At 75.7% G+C, this 18,380-nt stretch carries 16 protein-coding genes and 1 tRNA gene; 7 read left to right on the top strand and 10 right to left on the bottom strand.

Annotated elements, in window-relative coordinates; all coding sequences use genetic code 11:
- Positions 1-38: 38 nt before the first annotated feature.
- Positions 39-1,163 carry an LLM class flavin-dependent oxidoreductase gene (locus ACIBAI_RS02445; RefSeq protein ID WP_399030557.1) on the top strand — a complete coding sequence of 375 codons (1,125 nt, stop codon included), beginning with the start codon at positions 39-41 and terminating at the stop codon, positions 1,161-1,163.
- Here the strand turns inward: ACIBAI_RS02445 and ACIBAI_RS02440 are convergent.
- Positions 1,139-3,148: a putative bifunctional diguanylate cyclase/phosphodiesterase gene (locus tag ACIBAI_RS02440; RefSeq protein ID WP_399030556.1), complete on the bottom strand. Its 2,010-nt coding sequence runs from the start codon at positions 3,146-3,148 to the stop codon at positions 1,139-1,141. The two genes, ACIBAI_RS02445 and ACIBAI_RS02440, sit on opposite strands and share 25 nt — an antisense overlap.
- Positions 3,149-3,557: 409 nt before the next feature.
- Here ACIBAI_RS02440 and ACIBAI_RS02435 point away from each other — a divergent pair, with 409 nt between their 5' ends.
- Positions 3,558-4,775, top strand: a complete 1,218-nt coding sequence (locus ACIBAI_RS02435) for a M6 family metalloprotease domain-containing protein (protein WP_399030724.1) — start codon at positions 3,558-3,560, stop codon at positions 4,773-4,775.
- A gap of 301 nt (positions 4,776-5,076) precedes the next feature.
- Here ACIBAI_RS02435 and ACIBAI_RS02430 read toward each other — a convergent pair.
- The 7 genes from ACIBAI_RS02430 to ACIBAI_RS02400 all read right to left on the bottom strand — a co-directional run bounded on the left by ACIBAI_RS02430 (position 5,077) and on the right by ACIBAI_RS02400 (position 11,443).
- Positions 5,077-5,153 (bottom strand) — tRNA-Lys (locus ACIBAI_RS02430).
- Positions 5,144-5,731, bottom strand: coding sequence for a bifunctional DNA primase/polymerase (locus ACIBAI_RS02425; protein WP_399030555.1), 588 nt, complete (start codon positions 5,729-5,731; stop codon positions 5,144-5,146). Before ACIBAI_RS02425 ends, ACIBAI_RS02430 begins: the two co-directional genes overlap by 10 nt.
- Before the next feature lie 125 nt (positions 5,732-5,856).
- Positions 5,857-6,222 carry a hypothetical protein gene (locus ACIBAI_RS02420; RefSeq protein ID WP_344599340.1) on the bottom strand — a complete coding sequence of 122 codons (366 nt, stop codon included), beginning with the start codon at positions 6,220-6,222 and terminating at the stop codon, positions 5,857-5,859.
- Positions 6,223-6,443: 221 nt separating this feature from the next.
- Entirely contained in the window at positions 6,444-7,781 is a 1,338-nt protein-coding gene (locus tag ACIBAI_RS02415) for an AAA domain-containing protein (RefSeq protein ID WP_399030554.1), read from the bottom strand.
- A complete protein-coding gene (locus ACIBAI_RS02410) occupies positions 7,778-9,370 on the bottom strand; it encodes a hypothetical protein (protein ID WP_399030553.1) in 1,593 nt (530 codons plus the stop codon). The genes ACIBAI_RS02415 and ACIBAI_RS02410 overlap by 4 nt, the downstream gene beginning before the upstream one ends.
- On the bottom strand, positions 9,361-10,593 hold the full coding sequence (locus tag ACIBAI_RS02405) for a hypothetical protein (RefSeq protein WP_399030552.1): 1,233 nt from the start codon (positions 10,591-10,593) through the stop codon (positions 9,361-9,363). The genes ACIBAI_RS02410 and ACIBAI_RS02405 overlap by 10 nt, the downstream gene beginning before the upstream one ends.
- A complete protein-coding gene (locus tag ACIBAI_RS02400; RefSeq protein ID WP_399030551.1) occupies positions 10,490-11,443 on the bottom strand; it encodes a phosphatase PAP2 family protein in 954 nt (317 codons plus the stop codon). The genes ACIBAI_RS02405 and ACIBAI_RS02400 overlap by 104 nt, the downstream gene beginning before the upstream one ends.
- A 201-nt stretch (positions 11,444-11,644) precedes the next feature.
- On the opposite strand from ACIBAI_RS02400, the gene ACIBAI_RS02395 reads away from it, so the two are divergent.
- A complete protein-coding gene (locus ACIBAI_RS02395) occupies positions 11,645-12,241 on the top strand; it encodes a histidine phosphatase family protein (RefSeq protein ID WP_399030550.1) in 597 nt (198 codons plus the stop codon).
- Between the two features lie 18 nt (positions 12,242-12,259).
- Here the strand turns inward: ACIBAI_RS02395 and ACIBAI_RS02390 are convergent, their stop codons facing one another.
- Positions 12,260-13,708, bottom strand: a complete 1,449-nt coding sequence (locus ACIBAI_RS02390; RefSeq protein WP_399030549.1) for a hypothetical protein — start codon at positions 13,706-13,708, stop codon at positions 12,260-12,262.
- Between the two features lie 292 nt (positions 13,709-14,000).
- Here ACIBAI_RS02390 and ACIBAI_RS02385 point away from each other — a divergent pair, with 292 nt between their 5' ends.
- Complete coding sequence (locus tag ACIBAI_RS02385; RefSeq protein ID WP_399030723.1) at positions 14,001-14,426, top strand: hypothetical protein; 426 nt, start codon at positions 14,001-14,003, stop codon at positions 14,424-14,426.
- Positions 14,427-14,544: 118 nt separating this feature from the next.
- Positions 14,545-15,417 (top strand): spermidine synthase, encoded by an 873-nt coding sequence (locus tag ACIBAI_RS02380; RefSeq protein WP_399030548.1) that lies wholly within the window; start codon positions 14,545-14,547, stop codon positions 15,415-15,417.
- A 21-nt stretch (positions 15,418-15,438) separates the two neighbouring features.
- Here ACIBAI_RS02380 and ACIBAI_RS02375 read toward each other — a convergent pair whose 3' ends face one another.
- Positions 15,439-15,996: a hypothetical protein gene (locus ACIBAI_RS02375; RefSeq protein WP_399030547.1), complete on the bottom strand. Its 558-nt coding sequence runs from the start codon at positions 15,994-15,996 to the stop codon at positions 15,439-15,441.
- A 106-nt stretch (positions 15,997-16,102) separates the two neighbouring features.
- Between ACIBAI_RS02375 and ACIBAI_RS02370 the strand changes: the two genes are divergently transcribed.
- The gene (locus tag ACIBAI_RS02370) at positions 16,103-16,822 is read left to right on the top strand and encodes a response regulator transcription factor (RefSeq protein ID WP_399030546.1); all 720 of its coding nucleotides are present in this window, start codon (positions 16,103-16,105) and stop codon (positions 16,820-16,822) included.
- Positions 16,819-18,222, top strand: coding sequence for a sensor histidine kinase (locus ACIBAI_RS02365; RefSeq protein WP_399030545.1), 1,404 nt, complete (start codon positions 16,819-16,821; stop codon positions 18,220-18,222). The genes ACIBAI_RS02370 and ACIBAI_RS02365 overlap by 4 nt, the downstream gene beginning before the upstream one ends.
- Positions 18,223-18,380 lie beyond the last annotated feature (158 nt).

The following is an 18,380-nucleotide window of genomic DNA, read 5'->3' as shown; positions in this document are numbered from 1 at the left end:
CACCCCAGCGCACGGCACACAGCAGGAGGCACCCCATCGTGGCGGCAGACCAGACACGAGGCGAAGCGGCGCAGACCCCGGACGAGATCCGGGGCGAAGCACGCGGCACCGCCCCCGTCCCCCTCTCCGTGCTGGACCTGGTCACCGTCGGCGCCGGGTACACCGCCGGCGACGCCCTGCGCACCAGCGTCGCCCTCGCCCGCCTCGCGGAGGCCCGGGGATTCCACCGGTACTGGGTCGCCGAGCACCACTCCATGCCCGGCGTCGCCTCCTCCTCGCCCGCCGTGATCCTGGCCCACCTCGCCGCCCACACCGACCGCATCCGGCTCGGCTCAGGCGGCGTGATGCTGCCCAACCACGCCCCGCTGGTGATCGCCGAGCAGTTCGGGACGCTGGAGGCGATGGCCCCGGGCCGGATCGACCTCGGCCTCGGCCGCGCCCCCGGCACGGACGGGGCCACCGCCGCCGCCCTGCGCCGCACCGACCGGCTGAACGAGGGCGCCGACGACTTCCCCCAGCAGCTCGCCGAGCTGACCCGCTTCCTGGACGACGACTTCCCCGACGGCCACCCCTACCGCCGGATCCACGCCGTCCCCGGCCCGGTCCAGGCCACCTCCCCGGGCGGCGTCCAGTCCCCGCACCGCCCGCCGATCTGGCTGCTGGGCTCCTCCGGCTTCAGCGCGCGCCTGGCCGGCCTGCTCGGTCTGCCCTTCGCGTTCGCCCACCACTTCTCGGCGCAGAACACCATCCCGGCCCTGGACCTGTACCGGGAGTCGTTCAAGCCGTCCGCCGTCCTGGACGAGCCGTACGCCCTGATCGGCGTCGCCGCCCTCGCCACCGACGACGAGCGGGAGGCCCGCCGCCAGGTCCGGGCCGCCGCGCTGAACATGATCCGGCTGCGCACCGGCCGCCCCGGCCTGGTGCCCACCCCGGAGGAGGCGGAGGCGTACCAGTTCAACGAGCTGGAGCGCGACTTCGTCGACTCCTGGAACGCCAACGTCGTCCACGGCACCCCCGACGAGGTCCGCGCCGGCCTCGACGACCTCCACAAGCGCACCGGCGCCGACGAGCTGATGATCACCGCCAACGCCCACGGCGGCGAGGTCCGCCTGCGCTCCTACGAGCTCATCGCCGACGCCTACGGCTTCGGCGCGTCCGCCTGAGCCCCCGGCGCCGCCAGTAGCGCGGAGATGCGGTCCGGCGGCACCGGGCGGGAGTACAGCCACCCCTGCCCGGTGTCGCAGCCGATCCGGCGCAGCCGGGTGGCCTGCGCCGACGTCTCGACGCACTCGGCGGTCACGGTCAGCCCGAGCCGGTGGGCGAGCTGGATCATCGCCTCGACGATGACCTCGTCGGCCGGGCTGGGCCGGGCGGCGTCCCGGTCGTCGTACTGGAAGCCCCGGACGAAGGAGCCGTCCAGCTTCAGGACGGACACCGGCAGGCGGGAGAGGTACGCGAGGTTCGAGTACCCCGTGCCGAAGTCGTCGATGGCGATGCGCACGCCCATGTCGCTGAGGGCCTTCAGCGCCTGCAGCGGGCGGCCCGCCGAGCCCATCACGGCCGACTCGGTGAGTTCCAGCTGCAGCAGGTGCGGCGCGAGGCCGGTCTCCGCCAGGGTCTCGGCCACGTCCGCCACCAGGTCCGAGTCCCAGACCTGGCGGACCGCCACGTTGACGCTGACGAAGAGCGGCGGCTCGCCGGGGTGGTCGAGCTGCCAGCGCCGCGCCTGCCGGCAGGCGGTGCGCAGCACCCAGCGGCCCAGGGGGACGATCGTGCCGTCCTCCTCCGCCAGTGCGATGAACCGATTCGGCGTCAGCATGCCGAACTGCGGATGGTTCCAGCGCACCAGCGCCTCGACGCCCCGCACCCGTCCGTCCTCCATGCCCACCAGCGGCTGGTACTCCAGGGCGAACTCGCCGCGCTCGACGGCCGGGCGGAGCGTGGAGGCGAGGGCCTGCCGGGTCATGCGGTGGGCGTTGCGCTCCGGGTCGAACAGCGTCCAGCGGGCCCTGCCGTCGGCCTTGGCCCAGTACAGGGTCGTGTCGGCGGCCTGCATCAGCTGGGTCGGGGTGGTTCCGGCCGCGTGGCGTTCCACGACGCCGATCGAGGCGGAGACCGACAGCCGCTGACCGGCCAGGTCGAACGGCTCCTGGAGGGCCGCCAGCACCGACTCGGCGAGATCGGCGAGCTGTTCGGTGCCCGTGGAGTCCTCGACGAGGAGGGCGAACTCGTCGCCGCCGAGCCGGGCCACCAGCGGGGTGCCCGTCCGGGTGTGACCGGCCTCGTCGGCGCAGCGCGTGAGGCGTTCGGCCACGGCGGCCAGCAGCCGGTCGCCGACACGGTGGCCGAGGGTGTCGTTGACGGCCTTGAAGCCGTCCAGGTCCAGGTAGCACAGCCCGATCCGGCCGGTGCCGACGTGGTCGTACGCCTCCGGGTCCAGCGCGGCCGTGAGGCGCTCGAAGAACAGGGTGCGGTTGGGCAGCAGGGTCACCGGGTCGTGCATCTGCAAGTGGCGCAGCCGGGCCTGGAGTTCGCGGCGGGCGCTGATGTCGGCGACGGACAGCAGAACGCCCGGCTCACCGCCGGGCAGGGGCGCGACCGTGACCTGGACCCACAGGCGCTGGCCGTCGGACCGCTTCAGGCGCCGGGTGCAGTGCAGCCGGTCCTGACGGCCGCTCAGCACCTCGCGGTAGGCATACCAGGTGCGGGTGTCGGAGGCCAGGTCCAGCAGGTCGGCGACGAGGCACCCGGCCAGCGCGTCCGGGTCGGTGCCGAGCAGGGCGCCGAGGGTGCCGTTGGCGCTGACGACAAGGCCCTCCCGGTCGACGACGGCCATGGCGAGCGGGGCGGCCGAGAAGACCGAACGGTAGGTCGAGGGCTCGCCGGGGGCGGAGGGCCGGTCCGAGGGGCCGCCGGAAACCGGTGACCGGTCCGAGGAGGGGCCGCCGGGAGCCGGCGGGCGGGGCCGGGGCTCCCCGGGGGCCGCCGGCGGTTCGCCGGGCGGCGCCGCGGAGGCGTCCGGCGGCGCCGCGGACGCGGTGCCCGCCACCGGGGGACCGGTACGGGGAGACGTACCGGCATCACTGTCTGTGACGGCGGACCGGTCGAGGTCTGCCGCGGGCGTCGGCCCTTCGGACGTTCCGCTCACCGCTCGCTCCCGCAGTGCACTCGATCTCTGTCCGTGCAGGAAAGTGTGCCGATCATAGGGCCTGGCCCACGGGCCTTCCACCCGCTGTCCAGTGTCCCGGAACAACCGGCCGTTGCGACAGATCGTTTCTGCTCGCGCCTGGACGGGTTCTTCAGGCCACCGACCAGTTGTGACGTTCCGTGAGTGATTCGGGGCGGCGACTGCTGCGAATTCTTCGGGTCGCTCACCCGTCTGGTGCAGGCGAACAGGGCGTAATACTACAAATACTCCCAAGCTGGGTGCGGTGTCCCGCCAACCGCATCCGGAGGTCCCCGTGCCGTGTCGGCCCCCCTTGAGGCGACTGACTCGTGAGGCCCTGGGCGGGCTCACCCGGGAGGGGACGCGGACCCGGCTGCGCAGCACGACGGCGATGTTCACCACCCTGTCGGCGCTGGCCGCGACCTCCCTGGTGACCGCCCCCTCGATCGCCGAGTCGTTCTCCCCGAAGCCCTGCGCCCTCGAACGCACCGACGCGCACCACTCGGAGGGCGTCGACACCTGGAACACCGCCTATCCGCGTCCCACCCGCCGGCTGGACGCGGTGATGGTGTTCCTGTCCTTCCCGGACTCGCACCCCCTGACGGCCCCCCGGGACCTGGCCGCCGACCACTTCCCGGCCACCACCCGGTTCTTCCAGCGGGCCTCCTACGGCAGGTTCACGCTCCGCCCGCATCCGCTGCCGTACTGGCTGCCCATGCCGCGGCCGTCCACCGCCTACGCCATAGAGCGTGACTGGAGCCTCGCCCACCGGGCCGCGTACCTGCGCGACGCGCTCGCCGCGGCCGACGCGCACGTGGACTTCTCGCGCTACGACGTCGTCTACTTCGTCGCCGATCCGGACGCGCCCGGCGTGGACTCGGACGCGACGAAGGTGGTCAACCTGGACGCACCGCTGCGGGCCGACGGCACGGACATCCGGCGCGTGGTCACCGTCTTCGAGAACCACCCGCCGGACCGGCTGGTCCTGGCCCACGAGACCGGGCACGTCTTCGACCTGCCGGACCTGTACCGGCGGCCCGTCGACGGCAAGGGCGACTGGGACACCCACGTCGGCGACTGGGACCTGATGGGCAGCCAGTTCGGGCTGGCGCCGGACCTGTTCGCCTGGCACAAGTGGAAGCTGGGCTGGCTGGAACCGCGGCAGGTGGCGTGCGTCCGGGGCGCCGGGCCGACGCGGCTGACGCTGGAGCCGCTGGGGGCGGGACCGGGGGTGCCGGTGACGGGCGCCGCCGGGACGCCCGCCTTCGGCCTCGGACGGGGCACGAAGCTCGCGGTCGTGCGCACGGGGGCCGACAGCGTCCTCGCCTTCGAGGCGCGCGGGCCGGTCGGCGACGACGCGTCCGCCTGCCGGGCCGGGGTGCTGGTGTACCGGGTGCGCAGCCGGGCCGAGTCCGGGAGCGGGCCGATCGAGGTGATCGACGCCCACCCGCGCACGGGGGCCTGCTGGGAGGAGTCGGTCTACCCCCCGCTCGCCGACGCCCCGGTCGCCCTCGGCGAGAGCTTCACCGTGCCGGGGGAGGACGTCCGGGTGGAGGTGGAGGGACGGACGGCGTCGGGGGCGTGGACCGTGAAGATCGGTACGGGGTGAGACCGGGGCCGGCGGTCACCGGAGCCGGTGGGAGGAGGTGCGGCCGGCGGGGGAGTCGTGGTCACCGGGACCGGCGGGAGGAGCCGTGGGCGGCGGATCCTCCACGGTGCGCGGCGGAGCGGCGCGGGCCCGGCGGCGGCAGGGCCGGTTCCCGCCTTCGCGGACACGGGCCGGGATGCGGGCGGCCGCCGCAGCGGGCGGGGGGCGTGGGCGCGGAGCCCGCGCAACGCACGGCGAAGCCGCACGGAGACGGAAATGGCGAGACGGCTCGCGCTGTACGCGAACCGTCTCGCCATCGTCATGGTGCGCCGCCAGGGACTCGAACCCCGGACCCGCTGATTAAGAGTCAGCTGCTCTAACCAACTGAGCTAGCGGCGCCTGCTGACGTCGTAGACCTTAGCACCCTGGTCGGCGGGAGGAGAAATCGATATCCGCACAGCTGAGCGGGCCGCCCGCACGGCCGCCCACATCAGCACCTCGGGGCCCGGCAGCCAGGGCTGACGGGTGTCCGGGGCGACCAGCCAGCGGGAACCGGACCGGGCGTCGGAGCCGCCGGTCGGCGCCGGGACGGTGACCGCGTCGCCGGTGCCGTGGCACAGCAGCGGCGGCACCGCACTCGTCCGTCCGTCCGTCCGGCCGCGCGCGCCCCACTCCTCCCACTCCAGCAGCGAGGGCAGCCGCTGCGCCGTGCCCGGTGCGGCGAACAGCAGCATCCGGCCCCGGAACTCCGCCACCGGCCCCGAACCGGGGCCCTCGTCCCACAGCCGGTCCAGCATCCGGCGCCCGAAGATCGCCGGGGCGTTCACCACGTCGAAGGCGGAACCGCAGGGCAGCACCACCGGGGCGCCCGGCCGCTCCTCCCAGAACGCGAGGGTGCTACGCGGATACGTTCCTGCCGAGGCCAGCCAGGCGGCACCGTCCGAGGTGACGTCCGAGACATTCCGTGAGCAGCTCATGGAGTCCACGTCTACCGGCAGTGAGCGGTCAGTTCCACACGGTTGCCGGAATTCGGGGCAGGAAACGGCCAGAAGGAGTAATCTGCGCGGTCCGCATATGCCACGGGTGAGCGCCCGGGGCGGGTTCAGACCGGGTCGACGTCCCCCCGCCCGTCGCCGCCCCGCATCAGGTCCCGGCCGAACTCGACCATCTTCTTCGCGTAGTCCTCGGTCCACTCGGCCCGCTCGGCGATGTCCGCGGGCGTCAGCCGGTCGAACCGCCGCGGGTCGGCGAGCTGCGCCGCCGCCATCGCCTGGAACTCCAGGGCGCGGTCCGCCGCCGCACGGAACGCCTGCGTCAGCTCCGTCGCCCGGTCCAGCAGCGCCCGGGGGTCGTCGATGGACTCCAGGTCGAAGAAGTGCTCCGGGTCGGCGGCCGCCGCCGCAGGCTCGAAGAGCAGGGGCGCGGGGCGTAGCCGCGGTTCGTTCCGACGCGGCGTGGGCTCCGCCATGTCTTCTCCTCCTCCGTACGTCGCGAATGACCCTCCCCCCGCACGCGGGGGGCACCCCCGGGGAGAAGCGGGCCACCGTCCATTGTCCCGCGCCCGCGCAAGTGGCCCCGGACGGTCCGCGCCGCCCCGCGGGAGCGGCACGGCGGCGGACTTCCGGCGCGCCCGCGGGCGCCCGGCGCGGGAACCCCGCGGGCCGTGCGGGGCGCCCGGTGCCGGGCCGGTCACGGGCGCCACGACACCCGGTGTTCCGCCAGGTGGGCCAGGACCGCGTGGTTCGCCTCCCAGCCGTCGGGGAACTTCACGAGCGTGCCCAGCTGCACCGGCTCCGTCGACGGGTAGTCGTCCAGCAGCTCGCCCACGCCCGCCCGGCACACCACGATGCACGCGTGCCGGTGCCGGGAGGCCAGCACGCACAGGCGGCCGGTCTCCAGGTGGAACGCGGTGGCGTCGGGGCGGCCGGAGAGCGGATGCAGCACGACCGTCACGTCGTACTCGCGCCCCTGCAACCGGTTCGCCGTGTCCACGACCACACCGGCGACCCCGAGGGCGGCCAGCGCGGCGCGGACCGCCGCCGCCTGGTCCCGGTGGGCCGTGCCGACGGCGATCCGGCCGGCGGTCAGCGGCACCGGGTCCGGCGAGCGCTCCGAAACGGCCGCACCGCCCCGGTCCAGGAGCCGCCGCACGACCGCGGCGACCGCCCCCACCGCCTCCGGGTCCGTGCGCGGGGTGTGCCGGGCGGGCAGCTCCAGCAGGCCCCAGCCGGACGCGGCGGCCTCGTCGATCACCCGGTCCGGGCCGGAGCCGTCCGACGGGACGGCGAAGGCCAGGCGCCGGTCCCCGGGGCCGGTGCCGCTGCGGAACGGCGTGTACGGGTAGAAGGCGCCGGAGACCAGGGGCGCCGCGGACGCCGGCAGGCGCCACGACACCGGCAGGCGGTGCTGCGGCAGGTCCGGGTTGTGCGCGAGGAGGGTGGTGACGGCCGACGCGGACGGGTCGTACGACAGGCCCGCCCACTGCTCGCCGCCCACGATCGAGAACGGGTCGAGCTGGCCCGGGTCGCCCACGAACAGGGCCCGCTCGAACAGCCCGGCCACCGCGAGCAGGGAGTCGGAGCGCATCTGGTAGGCCTCGTCGACGATCGCGTGCCGCCACGGCTCGTCGACCTTCACGTGCGCCCACTTGGCGGCGGTCGACAGCACGACCGGCACCCCGGCGAGGTCGGCCGCCTTCGCCGAGGTCCGTACGTTCGGCAGGTCGTCGAGCGCCTTGTCGTACGGGTCGGCGTCGCTGCTGTGCAGACGGCCGACCGGCAGCTCGGGGTTCTTCTCGGCGAGGCGCAGGACCAGGTCGTCGACCTGGGCGTTGGTCTGCGCCACGACCATCAGCGGGCGGCCGGCCCCGGCGAGCTCCAGGGCCGCCCGGACCACCAGGGTGGACTTGCCGGCGCCGGGCGGGGAGTCGACGACGACACCGCGCGGGCCGTGCAGGGTGTCGTGCAGGATCGCGTCGGTGGCGCGGGCGGCCTCGGCGCCGGGGTCGAAGGCGGCCTCGGTGGTCACAGCACGTCCTCCTCGGTCACGGGGTCGGAGGGCTCGGGCGGCGCCTCGCCGGGCGGCCCGCCGTGCGTCCACGGTGTCCGCTCCGGGTCGGGCAGCTTCGGCCCGCCCCGCTGCTCGTGCTCGAACAGGGTGAAGCAGACCCGGTCGCCCTTCTCGGGCACGGATCCGGGCTCGGGCTCCTTGCCGCGGCCCATCCGGTCGACGATCCGCAGCACGATCAGGGCGCCGTCGTCCTCGCACCCCACGAACTCGGCGGCCTGGGGCCTGCCGTTCAGCGAGCGGTGGACCCTGGCCCGCTCGTCCAGGTGCGGCCGGTCGTCGGTGCGGACCGTGACCAGCGGGCGGGGGCTCGGCCGCCTGCCCTCGCTGTACGCCATCACGACGTCCGTGACCTCGCCCGCGAACGCCTCGCCCGCCAGGCGCCGGCCGGCCATCACCAGCGGGTCGTCCAGCGCCTCCTGGGCCTCCAGCCGGGCCTGCTCCCGCTCCCGGGCGGCCAGCTTGTTCGCGGCGGTGACCGCGTCGTCGCGGCGCGGCTGCGGGGGCTCGCCGGCCAGGACGCGGTCACGGTGGCCGGTGAACGACCAGCGGTCGCGGGTCCAGCGCTCCGCCACGCGCGCCCCCTCGGGCAGCTCCCGCAGCAGGTCGAGCCCGCGCCACACCGCGTCCCAGGTGGGCCGGGTGCGGCTCTCGACGAGGGCGCGGATCTCCCGCTCGGCGGCGGTGACGGCGGCGAGCCGGGCGTCGGCCTCCAGGCCGTCCGCGGCGGCGGCGAGCGCGTGGCGGGCGCGGTCGTAGCGCGCGATGGCCGGGGCGAGCAGCCTGTTGTCGAACGCCGGGTCGGTGGCGGGGCCCGCGGGCGGGCACCGCAGCTGGCCGTCCGCGTCCCGGTCGAGTTCGGCGCGCAGCGCGGCCTCGGCGCCGGTGAGCCCCTCCGGCGGGTCGATCCAGGCGAGCAGCGCCCCCAGGTGCTGGTCCTCCAGGGAGGACTGCCCGGTCGCCCAGTGCCGGGACAGCAGGTCCGTCATGGCCAGCAGCAGCGAGGAGCCGGGCACCCGGGACCGCTCCCCGTAGTGCGTCAGCCACCGCCCCAGCAACGGCACCCGGGGCGGTGCCGGATACGGCGCCTCGGGGTCCTGCTCGGCGGTGCGCCGGAAGCGCATGGAGCGCCCGAGCAGCCGGACGAACTCGATGCCCGCGCGGCTCGGCACGAGCAACTGGGGCGCGTCCGCGCACAGGTCGACCTCGACCTTGACCCGCTTGCCGGTCTCCGGGTCGGTCTCGGTGCGCTCGGCGGCCTCGACGACGTCCGTGCAGGCGTCGATGTGGGGCAGGACGACGTCGGCGAGTTCGGCGAGGAACGCGAACCTGAGCTCGCGGTCGCCCGGCTGCGGCACGACCAGCAGACGCGGGGCGTCGCGGTCCGTGCCGACCAGCGCGCCGAGCGGGGCGCCGGCCTCCCCGGCGGTGACGAGCGGGACGAACACCAGCGGCCGGTCGGACAGATGCCGGTGCCGGACGGTGGCGGCGGGCTGGGCCCGGCCGGTGCGCACGGCCTCCAGCCGGGCGAGGGTGGCGATCAGCGACACGCCGCCTCCAGCGCCTCCGCCCGCAGGGCCGCCGCGCGCCGCAGGGCCGCCACCGCCGGGTCCCGCGGGTCGCCGGCCTCCCCGCGCACCGCGGCCAGGACGTCGTCGACGGTGGCCAGGCCGCCGAGTTCGGCGCGCACCGGGCGGCCGAGGGCGGTCACCGCGCCGGCCGCGCGGGCGCGGGCACGGCAGTGGAAGGCCAGCTCGCAGGCGGACAGGCACTCCGGCGCGTACACCGCGGGCACCGACTCGACGGCGGCCGTCAGCTCCTCGGCGGGCAGCTCCGGCGAGAAGCAGGTGCCTTCGGGAAGGGCGTCGACGATGTCCGCGACGCGGGTGAGGCGGGCCAGCTGACGGCTGGTCACCGCGCGCTGCCTGCGCACGTCGACGGCGGACGCGGTGGGCAGGTTGGAGAAGTCCTTCGGGCACACGAGCAGGATCCGGTGCCGCACGCGCGGGACCGGCGCGCCGCCCCCGGCGTCGCGGTCCCGGGACGCCGGGGGCGTCTCCTCCGGCCGCGCCCCGAGCCGGGCGGCCGCCTCCTCCAGCGCCAGCACGTACACCGCGGCCTGCCGCGCCGCCGCGCCCACCTTCGCCGGATCGGCCGAACCGTCCAGCATCGGGAACGACTTGATCTCGACGACCGTCCAACTGCCGTCCGGGTGCACCACCACCGCGTCCGGCTCCAGGAAGACGGGGGCGCCCGCCACGTCGAGCGCGAGCATCGGATGGTCCAGCAGCGTCCAGCCGCCGGCGCCGGTCGCCTCCCGCAGCGCCAGCGCCGTACGGGTCGTGCGGCCCTCGGGGCCGGGGGCGGAGAGGTCGGGCACGCGCGCGTCGGAGTACGGCGGTTCGGCACCCGGGTCCAGCTTCTCGTGCACCAGCCGCAGCAGGACCGCGCCGCCGTCCGCCTTGACCCGGGACTCGAAGGCGTGGCCCCGCATGAACGCGAACTGCGACCGGCCGAAGACCGCTGGCGAGCCCAGCGCGCCCGCCAGCGCCGTCTTGTCCACCCCGGCGCCGTCGAGGACCGCGCGCCGCCGGCATCCCGGGTTGGCGGCGAGGGCCGCCAGGGCGCGCGCGTCCAGCGCCTTGGCCGGCACGCCGGGACCGCGCAGCTCAGCGAGCCGGTGCCGGAGCGCCGTCTCCCGCGTCCGCGGAGGAGGCGTCCGGCTCGGCTCCCGGTCCGAACCGTGACTCGCGCTGCCGTGGAATTCGCTCACCCGCCGAAGTCTGGCATCCGGCACTGACAATCGGTGAACTCGCGGTGGGGGAGCCGGGCGTGACGCCTGCTACGCGCGGCACGATCCGGCCCCGCACCCGGTCCACGCCGCGCGTCACCAGCGGTGCCAGCAGCAGCCCCGCGCCCATCACGGCCGCGCCCGCGACCGCGTCCAGGAAGTAGTGGTTCGCGGTGCCCATCACCACGACCGTCGTCACCAGCGGATAGCCGACGCCGGCCGCCCGCGCCGTCCGCGTGCCGCCGTACCGCCACAGGACGACGCCGCACCACAGCGCCCAGCCCACGTGCAGGCTCGGCATGGCCGCGTACTGGTTCGTCATGCCGCCCAGGCCCCGCGGCGCGCTCGCCTCGCCGCCCCACCAGCCGTACGCGCTGTAGTGCGCCATCGTGTCCACGAACCCGTGGCCCGCGTCGAGCAGGCGGGGCGGGCAGGTCGGCAGCAGCGTGAACCCGATCAGCCCGATGAAGGTGGACGTCATCAGCCAGGTGCGGGCGGCGCGATAGCGCACGGCCCGCGACCGGAACAGCCAGACGAGGAGCACCGGGGTGACCAGGTAGTGCAGCGACGCGTACCAGAAGTCGGCCGGCACGCCGAGCCAGGGCTCGCGGGTGAACAGCCGGTTGAGCGGATGCTCCGCGTTGAGGTGCAGCGCCTTCTCGATGCGCAGGATCGCCAGTCCGTGGTCGACGGCGTGGGAGACGTCGCCGCGGGCGAGGAGCCGGCCGGCCGAATAGCACGCGTACACCAGCAGGATCAGCGGCAGCTCGGTCCACCAGCGCAGCCGGGGCTCGGGGACCGCCTCGGTGCCCGGTGTCTCGGTGCGCGGCATCCGATCGCCCTCCCCCTTCGTTCCCGCGCGGCGCCCGGCGGGCCGGTCGTGTCACTTTACGGCGTACGTGCGTGTTCCCCGCGGAACGCCTCCGGCCCAGGGAGACGCGGAGATCGCCCCCCGGGTTGCCCGTCGGCGGGGTGCGCGATGATGGAGAGGTTCCGCCCACGGTTTCCCTGAAATTTCCCTGGAAGGTCCCTCATGGCACCGCGCATCCTGCTGGCCCGGCACGGACAGACCCGGTGGTCGCTGTCCGGCAAGCACACCGGCAGGACCGACGTGCCGCTCCTGGAGGAGGGCCGGCGCGGCGCCAAGCTGCTCGGCGAACGCCTGCACCGGGCGCCGTTCGACGGCCTCCCCGGCGCGGAGGTGCGCACCAGCCCGCTCTCCCGCGCGCGCGAGACCTGCGAACTGGCCGGCTTCGGCGAGCGGGCGCGCCCCTGGGACACGCTCATGGAGTGGGACTACGGCGCCTACGAGGGCATGACGCCGCAGGAGATCCAGGCCGTCCGGCCGGGGTGGCTGATCTGGCGGGACGGCGTCCCGCAGGGGGAGAGCCCGGCCGAGGTGGCGGCCCGGGCGGACGAGGTGGTCTCCTGGGCGCGCTCCGCCGACCGCGACGTGCTGCTCTTCGCCCACGGGCACATCCTGCGGTCCATCGGCGCGCGGTGGCTGGGCCTGCCGATCGACTTCGCGGCCCGCATCCGCCTCCACCCGACGTCCCTGTCGGTCCTGGGCTGGGCGTACGGGGAGCCGGCGATCGAGAGCTGGAACGACCTGGGGCACCTGTCCGGGTAGTCCCGGCGCGCGCCGGGACTACCCGGACACCGCCCGAGCGGGACGCGGCGACGCGGCGTGCCGCTCCAGGAACGCCGACACCTCCGGGGCGCGCCGGTGCGGCAGCAGGACCCGGGCCGTTCCCGCCAGCATCGTCTGGACGCGGGACGACTGGACCTCGACCAGCAGGTCCAGGACCCGCATGCCCGCCGCGGCCGCCTCGTCCGGACGGCCGTCGCGCGCGAGGTCGTCCGCCAGTTCCGCCGTGTACAGCGCGATGTTCCGGGTGAAGTGCGGATCCTGCAGCTCCGCCGCGCGCCGCGCGTGCCGTGCCGCCCGCGTCCAGTCGCCCAGCGCCGACCGGCACTGCGCCTCCAGGCACTCCAGTTCGGCCTCCCCGTAGAAGGTCATCCACTCGGGGTCGGCGTCGGAGCGGCCGCGCTCGTGCAGGGCCCGCGCACGCGCCAGCGACTGCTCGCAGGCGGCGCGGTCGGCGAGCCCCGCCCAGCCGCCCGCCTCGCGCAGCGCGAGCAGCGACATCAGGCGCGGCGAGCCGAGGGGCCGCGCGACGCGCTGCGCGGCCTGCGCCGCCCGTACCGCCTCCCGGGGCCGGCCCGCGTCGCGGGCGAGGAAGGCGGTGTTGCAGAAGGCGTGCGCCTCCAGCGCGGCGTCGCCGGTCATCCGGGCGGTGGCCAGCGCCTCCGCGTAGTGGGAGCGCGCGTCGTCGAAGCGGCCCGAGTCGTGCGCCAGCCAGCCCACGGACAGGGCCAGTTCGCCGGCGCCCGAGTACAGCCGGTCCGCCGCCGTCCGCCGGGTCGTGCCGGCGTCCAGCAGCGCGTACGCGGCGCGCAGCGGGGCGGCCGCGCGCTGGTAGAGGCCGTCGGCGCCGTGCCGGTCGTCGAGCAGCCGGATCCGGCGGACGGCTTCCTCGAGGGCGCCGGCGTCGCCCGTTCCGGCACGGCGCACGGCGCGTTCGGCCGCCGCGGCCTCGTGGGCGAAGCCCAGGGGGTCCAGGGAGGCGGCGGCCACCGTGGCGCCCCCGCCGGTCATGAATGCGCGACGCAGCACGTCGCTCTCCTCGTGGTCGTCGTGCGTCTGGTGCGGGTGCCGCGGCGCCCGCGGGTTCCTCGTGTCGTACGGCCCGGGCCCGCCCCGCGACCCGCTTCCGGCGGGCGCGTCCTGAGCGGTGGGCGCCCGGCGTCCGCGTACGGACGAGCGGGGCGCGAAACCCAGGTCGGCGAGCGTGCGGCCGGGGAACATGTGCAGGAACACCCGTTCGTACGCGTAGTTGGGGCAGCGGATCTCGCCCGCCTCGACCCGGTGGACGTAGCGCGCGTCGCAGCCGACCCGTTCGCCGATCTCGCGGGCGGCCCGTCGCACCGCCGCGGCGAACTCGGCCGGCGAGCGCCGGCCGCGCAACCGCCGGAAGGCGAGGTTCGGCCGCGGCGGCCGCTCGGGCTGGGGTGGGGTCACCGTTGACGACGCCATGGCCGGGTCCTCTCGTGCGAACCGTCGAACCATGCCGGATTCGGGGCGTACCGGCTGTTTTTCAGCGTGACGCCTCGTTTCCGGCGAGCAAGAACGTACCTGCTGTGACGGATCCGCCACGCCGGGTTCGGCCACAAACCGGATGCACCGTGCGAGATCCGCCATGAAGTGCCATCCTTTGCGGCGACTTCGGCCGTAGCCGTTGACGCTCTCGCGCGTTGAACCCCGTGGACCGGGAGGCCCCCGCCTCCCGCCCCGCTCGTCCAAGGAGGGTTCCGTGGTGGAGGCCGCGATGGTGACGACCAGCCGGAGCGACGATCCCCGTACGCCGACCGCGCCGGGCCCGGGCCCCGGTGCGCCGCCCGGCGCGGAAGCCGTCTGCGAGCTCGTCACCGTGCCGGCGCGCCAGGGCCTGGAGGCGGTCGACATCCTCAGACGGGGCGCCGGCGACGCGGTGGGGCCCGTCCTGCACGACGACGGCTGCGGGCTCCTGGGCTTCCTGGTGCCGCCGGGGACGGCCGCCGTGTGGGACGTGCCGGGCAGCACGTGCACGGGGACCGGCGGACGCGGCCTGCGCCTGCCCTCCGAACCCCCCGTGGAGGGCTCCGACTGGCTGCTGCCGCCCGGGGACGCCGACCTGGCGACGGACCCGGCGGTGCTGCGGGCCGCGCTCGGGGAGGCGGCCCGGCTGATCGAGGCGGCGGACAACTGCAGCTGACCGCCGTCGTCGGCCGCCCCCGCCGCTCGCTTCCTCCGCCCGCCGCCGTCGGCCGCTGATCGCCGCCGCCGGTCCGGGCGGCCCGCGTCCGGCCGGCCGCCCCTGCGACAATGCCCCCATGGGAAAGTCGTCCAGGAACGCCCGGCGCAGGTCGGCCGGCGGGGAGCGCGTCGTCGAGAACGTCGACGGCGGCCTCGCCCAGCTGATCCCCGACCGGGAGCGGCCGCGCGCCTGGACGCTGCTGATCGACGGGGCGCCGCAGTCGCACGTCGACCTCGACGACCCGGCGTACCTGTCGTTCGAGTACCAGCGTCGCCTCGGGCACGTCATCGACCTGGTCGCCCCGCCGGGCAAGCCCGTCCGGGCCGTGCACCTCGGCGGTGGCGCCCTCACCCTCGCCCGCTACGTCGCCGCCACCCGCCCCCGCTCCACCCAGCAGGTCGTCGAACGCGACGCGCCCCTGGTCCAACTGGTCCGCCGGGCCCTGCCGCTGGACCCGAACGCGCGGATCCGGGTGCGGTCGGCGGACGCGCGGGAGGGCCTCGCCAAGGTGCCCGACGGCTGGGCCGACCTCGTCGTCGCCGACGTGTTCAGCGGCGCCCGCACCCCCGCCCACCTGACCTCGACGGAGTTCCTCGACGAGGTCCGCAGGGCCCTGCGCCCCGGCGGCGTCTTCGCCGCGAACCTCGCCGACGGCCCGCCGCTCGCCCATCTGCGCGGCCAGATCGCCACCGCCGCCGCCCGCTTCGCGGACCTCGCCCTCGTCGCCGACCCGGCCGTGCTGCGGGGCAAGCGCTTCGGCAACGCGGTCCTCGTCGCCTCCGACCAGCCGCTGCCGGTCGCCGAGCTGACCCGCCGCGCCGCCTCCGACCCGCATCCCGGCCGCGTCGAGCACGGCCGGGCACTGACCGACTTCACCGGCGGGGCCGTACCCGTGACGGACGCCGCGGCGGTCGCCTCACCGGCGCCCCCGCCGTCCGTCTTCACCTGACCCGGCGGAGACCCGCCCGACTCAGTAGGTCCCGATCTCCACCCGCGGCGGGCCGTCGTGCCAGGTGCAGAACACCGACACCCGGTCCGCGCCCGAGGCGAACTCCACCCGGATCCACGCCTGCGTCTTCCACACCTGCATCGACCAGCCCGCGCCCGGCGTGGCGGAGACGAGCGTCGCGGACGCCGCGCCGATGTCGAAGACCGCGCGGCCGCCCTCGGTGTCGTAGCGCCTGACCTCGCCGGTGGCCGTGGCGGCGGGGGCAGGGGAGGGGGCGGAGGCGGAGGCGGGGGCGGGGGGAGCCGTCGGGGTCCCGGGGGGAGCCGGGGCGGCCGGGGTGCTCGGCCCGCGGGTCGGGGACGGCTCCGGCGAGGGACTGCGCGTCGGGGACGGCCGCGACGTCGAGGACGCCAGCGGCTCCGGCTCCCGGGCCGTCGCGCCGGCCGCGGTGATGGGCAGCGCGCGGGGCGGGTCGTACGCCGTGCCCGCCATGACCGTGTGGACGCCCCACCACGACAACGTGACCGCCGCGCCCGTGGCGAGCAGCCAGGCCAGTACGTGTACGAGTCCTCTGCGCATCACCGCCATACTGCCTCACCCGTCACACCCGCCACACCCGTGTCGCTCACTCGGAGTTGTCCACAGGCCACTGCTCGGCCGCGGCGCATGGCGTACGGTGCCGCCCATGGCAAGTGTGCTCGTGGTCGAGGACGACCAGTTCGTACGCTCGGCGCTCATCCGGCACCTGACCGACGCCTCGCACACCGTGCGCAGTGTCGGTACGGCGCTGGAGGCGCTGCGCGAGGTCGCCCATCTCCGCTTCGACGTGGTGATCCTGGACCTCGGACTGCCCGACCTGGACGGCTCCGAGGCCCTGAAGATGCTGCGCGGCGTCACCGACGTACCGGTGATCATCGCCACCGCGCGGGACGACGAGGCGGAGATCGTCCGGCTGCTCAACGCCGGCGCGGACGACTACCTCACCAAGCCGTTCTCCGTGGAGCACCTGTCGGCGCGGATGGCGGCGGTGCTGCGCCGCGCCCGGGCCGGCGCCGCCGACGCGGCGGCGCCGGCCGTGCTCCGCGTCGGCGGGCTGACCGTCGACCCGCTGCGCCGCCAGGCCGAACTGGACGGCGTACGCCTTGACCTGACCCGCCGTGAGTTCGACCTGCTCGCCTTCCTGGCCCGCAGGCCCGGCGTCGTGGTGCCCCGCAAGGAACTGCTCGCCGAGGTGTGGCAGCAGTCCTACGGCGACGACCAGACCATCGACGTCCATCTGTCCTGGCTGCGGCGGAAGCTGGGGGAGACGGCCGCCAACCCGCGCTATCTGCACACCCTGCGGGGCGTCGGCGTGAAGCTGGAGCCGCCGGCCGCGGACTCCGCGCGAGCGGAGCCGCCGCGATGAGATGGGCGCTGGTGAAGGTGTCGCTGGCGGTGACCACGATGGTCGTGGTGGCCTTCGCGGTGCCGCTCGGGCTCGTCATCCGGGAGATGGCCCGCGACCGCGCCTTCTCCAACGCCGAACGGCACGCCGCGGCCGTCGCCCCCGCCCTGTCCATCACCACCGACCGCGACCAGCTGGAGCGCGTGGTCGCCGCCGCGGGCGCGGACGCCGCGATGGCCGTGCACCTGCCGGCCCAGGACGGCGAGGGCGGCATCGACATCGGCCGCCGGCACGCCACCGACGAGGACATCGCGGCCGTACGGGAACTGGGCCGCGCCTCCACCGCCGAGGTGCCCGGCGGCTCCACGCTGCTCCAGCCGGTCGCCCTGGGCTCCGGCGCGATCGCCGTCGTCGAGGTGTACGTCCCCGAGGCAGAGGTCAGCCAGGGCGTCGGCGCGGCCTGGGCGGTGCTCGCCGCGGTCGGCGCGGCCCTCGTCGTCGGCTCGGTCGCGGTCGCCGACCGGCTGGGCGTACGGATGGTGCGGCCCGCGCAGCGCCTGGCCGAGAGCGCGCACGACCTGGGAGAGGGCAAGCTGGGGGTGCGGGTGCCGGAGGAGGGGCCGAAGGAGCTGCGGCTCGCGGCGGCCGCGTTCAACTCCATGGCCGACCAGGTGGTCGAACTGCTCGCCAACGAACGGGAACTGGCGGCCGACCTGTCCCACCGGCTGCGCACCCCGCTGACCGTGCTGCGGCTGAACACGGCCTCGCTCGGCGACGGGCCCGCCGCCGAGCAGACCCGGGCCGCGGTCGAGCAGCTGGAACGCGAGGTGGACACGATCATCCGTACCGCCCGGGAGGCCAAGCCGCAGACGGCCGCCGCCGGGCCGGGCGCCGGGTGCGACGCGGCCGAGGTGGTCCGGGAGCGGATGGCGTTCTGGTCGGCGCTCGCGGAGGACGAGGGCCGCACCTGGCGGGTGGCCGGCGCCGACCGGCCGGTGCGGATCCCCGTGGCCCGCGCCGACCTGGCCGCCGCCCTCGACGCGCTGCTCGGCAACGTCTTCCGGCACACCCCGGAGGGCACGGCCTTCGCGGTCGACGTGCACAACGCCGAGGACGCGGTGATCGTGCTCGTCTCGGACGCGGGCCCCGGCATACCCGACCCCCAGGCGGCGATGGCCCGCGGCCGGGGCTCCGGCTGCGACGGCTCGACCGGGCTGGGCCTGGACATCGTGCGCCGGCTCGCGGAGTCGACCGGCGGGGACGTACGGATCGGCTCGTCGGTGCTGGGCGGCACGGAGGTGCGGGTCTGGATCCAGCTGGACGGGCGCAAGCCGGTGCGCAAGGGGCACCGGGGAGCCGTACGACGGCGTCGGCGCCTCGCGCCGGCCGCCGCCTTCAACCGGTCCCGATCCCTTCCTTGAGCGCGCCCCAAGATCACCGACGCCCGCCCGGAAAGCGGCGTTCGCCGCCTACCGGTGGGGGACGGCCGGCGCTCCAGGGGGCCGGCCGCGCCGCCGGCCCCCAAGGCGCCGCACTTCAGTACGATTTGGCCCTCTTGTCGCCCGCCCGGCCGGCTCCT

This window comes from Streptomyces sp. NPDC051041 (genome assembly GCF_044456065.1).
Classification (GTDB): domain Bacteria; phylum Actinomycetota; class Actinomycetes; order Streptomycetales; family Streptomycetaceae; genus Streptomyces; species Streptomyces glaucus.
The sequence above is the reverse complement of the archived record's forward strand: the minus strand, read 5'-3'. Positions and strand labels throughout refer to the sequence as shown.

Coding starts and splice junctions, on each gene's coding strand:
- ACIBAI_RS02395 (WP_399030550.1), top strand. CDS start 11,645: ATGGCACCGCGCATCCTGCTGGCCCGGCACGGACAGACCCGGTGGTCG.
- ACIBAI_RS02375 (WP_399030547.1), bottom strand. CDS start 15,996: ATGCGCAGAGGACTCGTACACGTACTGGCCTGGCTGCTCGCCACGGGC.
- ACIBAI_RS02420 (WP_344599340.1), bottom strand. CDS start 6,222: ATGGCGGAGCCCACGCCGCGTCGGAACGAACCGCGGCTACGCCCCGCG.
- ACIBAI_RS02400 (WP_399030551.1), bottom strand. CDS start 11,443: ATGCCGCGCACCGAGACACCGGGCACCGAGGCGGTCCCCGAGCCCCGG.
- ACIBAI_RS02435 (WP_399030724.1), top strand. CDS start 3,558: ATGTTCACCACCCTGTCGGCGCTGGCCGCGACCTCCCTGGTGACCGCC.
- ACIBAI_RS02390 (WP_399030549.1), bottom strand. CDS start 13,708: ATGGCGTCGTCAACGGTGACCCCACCCCAGCCCGAGCGGCCGCCGCGG.
- ACIBAI_RS02385 (WP_399030723.1), top strand. CDS start 14,001: ATGGTGACGACCAGCCGGAGCGACGATCCCCGTACGCCGACCGCGCCG.
- ACIBAI_RS02365 (WP_399030545.1), top strand. CDS start 16,819: ATGAGATGGGCGCTGGTGAAGGTGTCGCTGGCGGTGACCACGATGGTC.
- ACIBAI_RS02370 (WP_399030546.1), top strand. CDS start 16,103: ATGGCAAGTGTGCTCGTGGTCGAGGACGACCAGTTCGTACGCTCGGCG.
- ACIBAI_RS02380 (WP_399030548.1), top strand. CDS start 14,545: ATGGGAAAGTCGTCCAGGAACGCCCGGCGCAGGTCGGCCGGCGGGGAG.
- ACIBAI_RS02425 (WP_399030555.1), bottom strand. CDS start 5,731: ATGAGCTGCTCACGGAATGTCTCGGACGTCACCTCGGACGGTGCCGCC.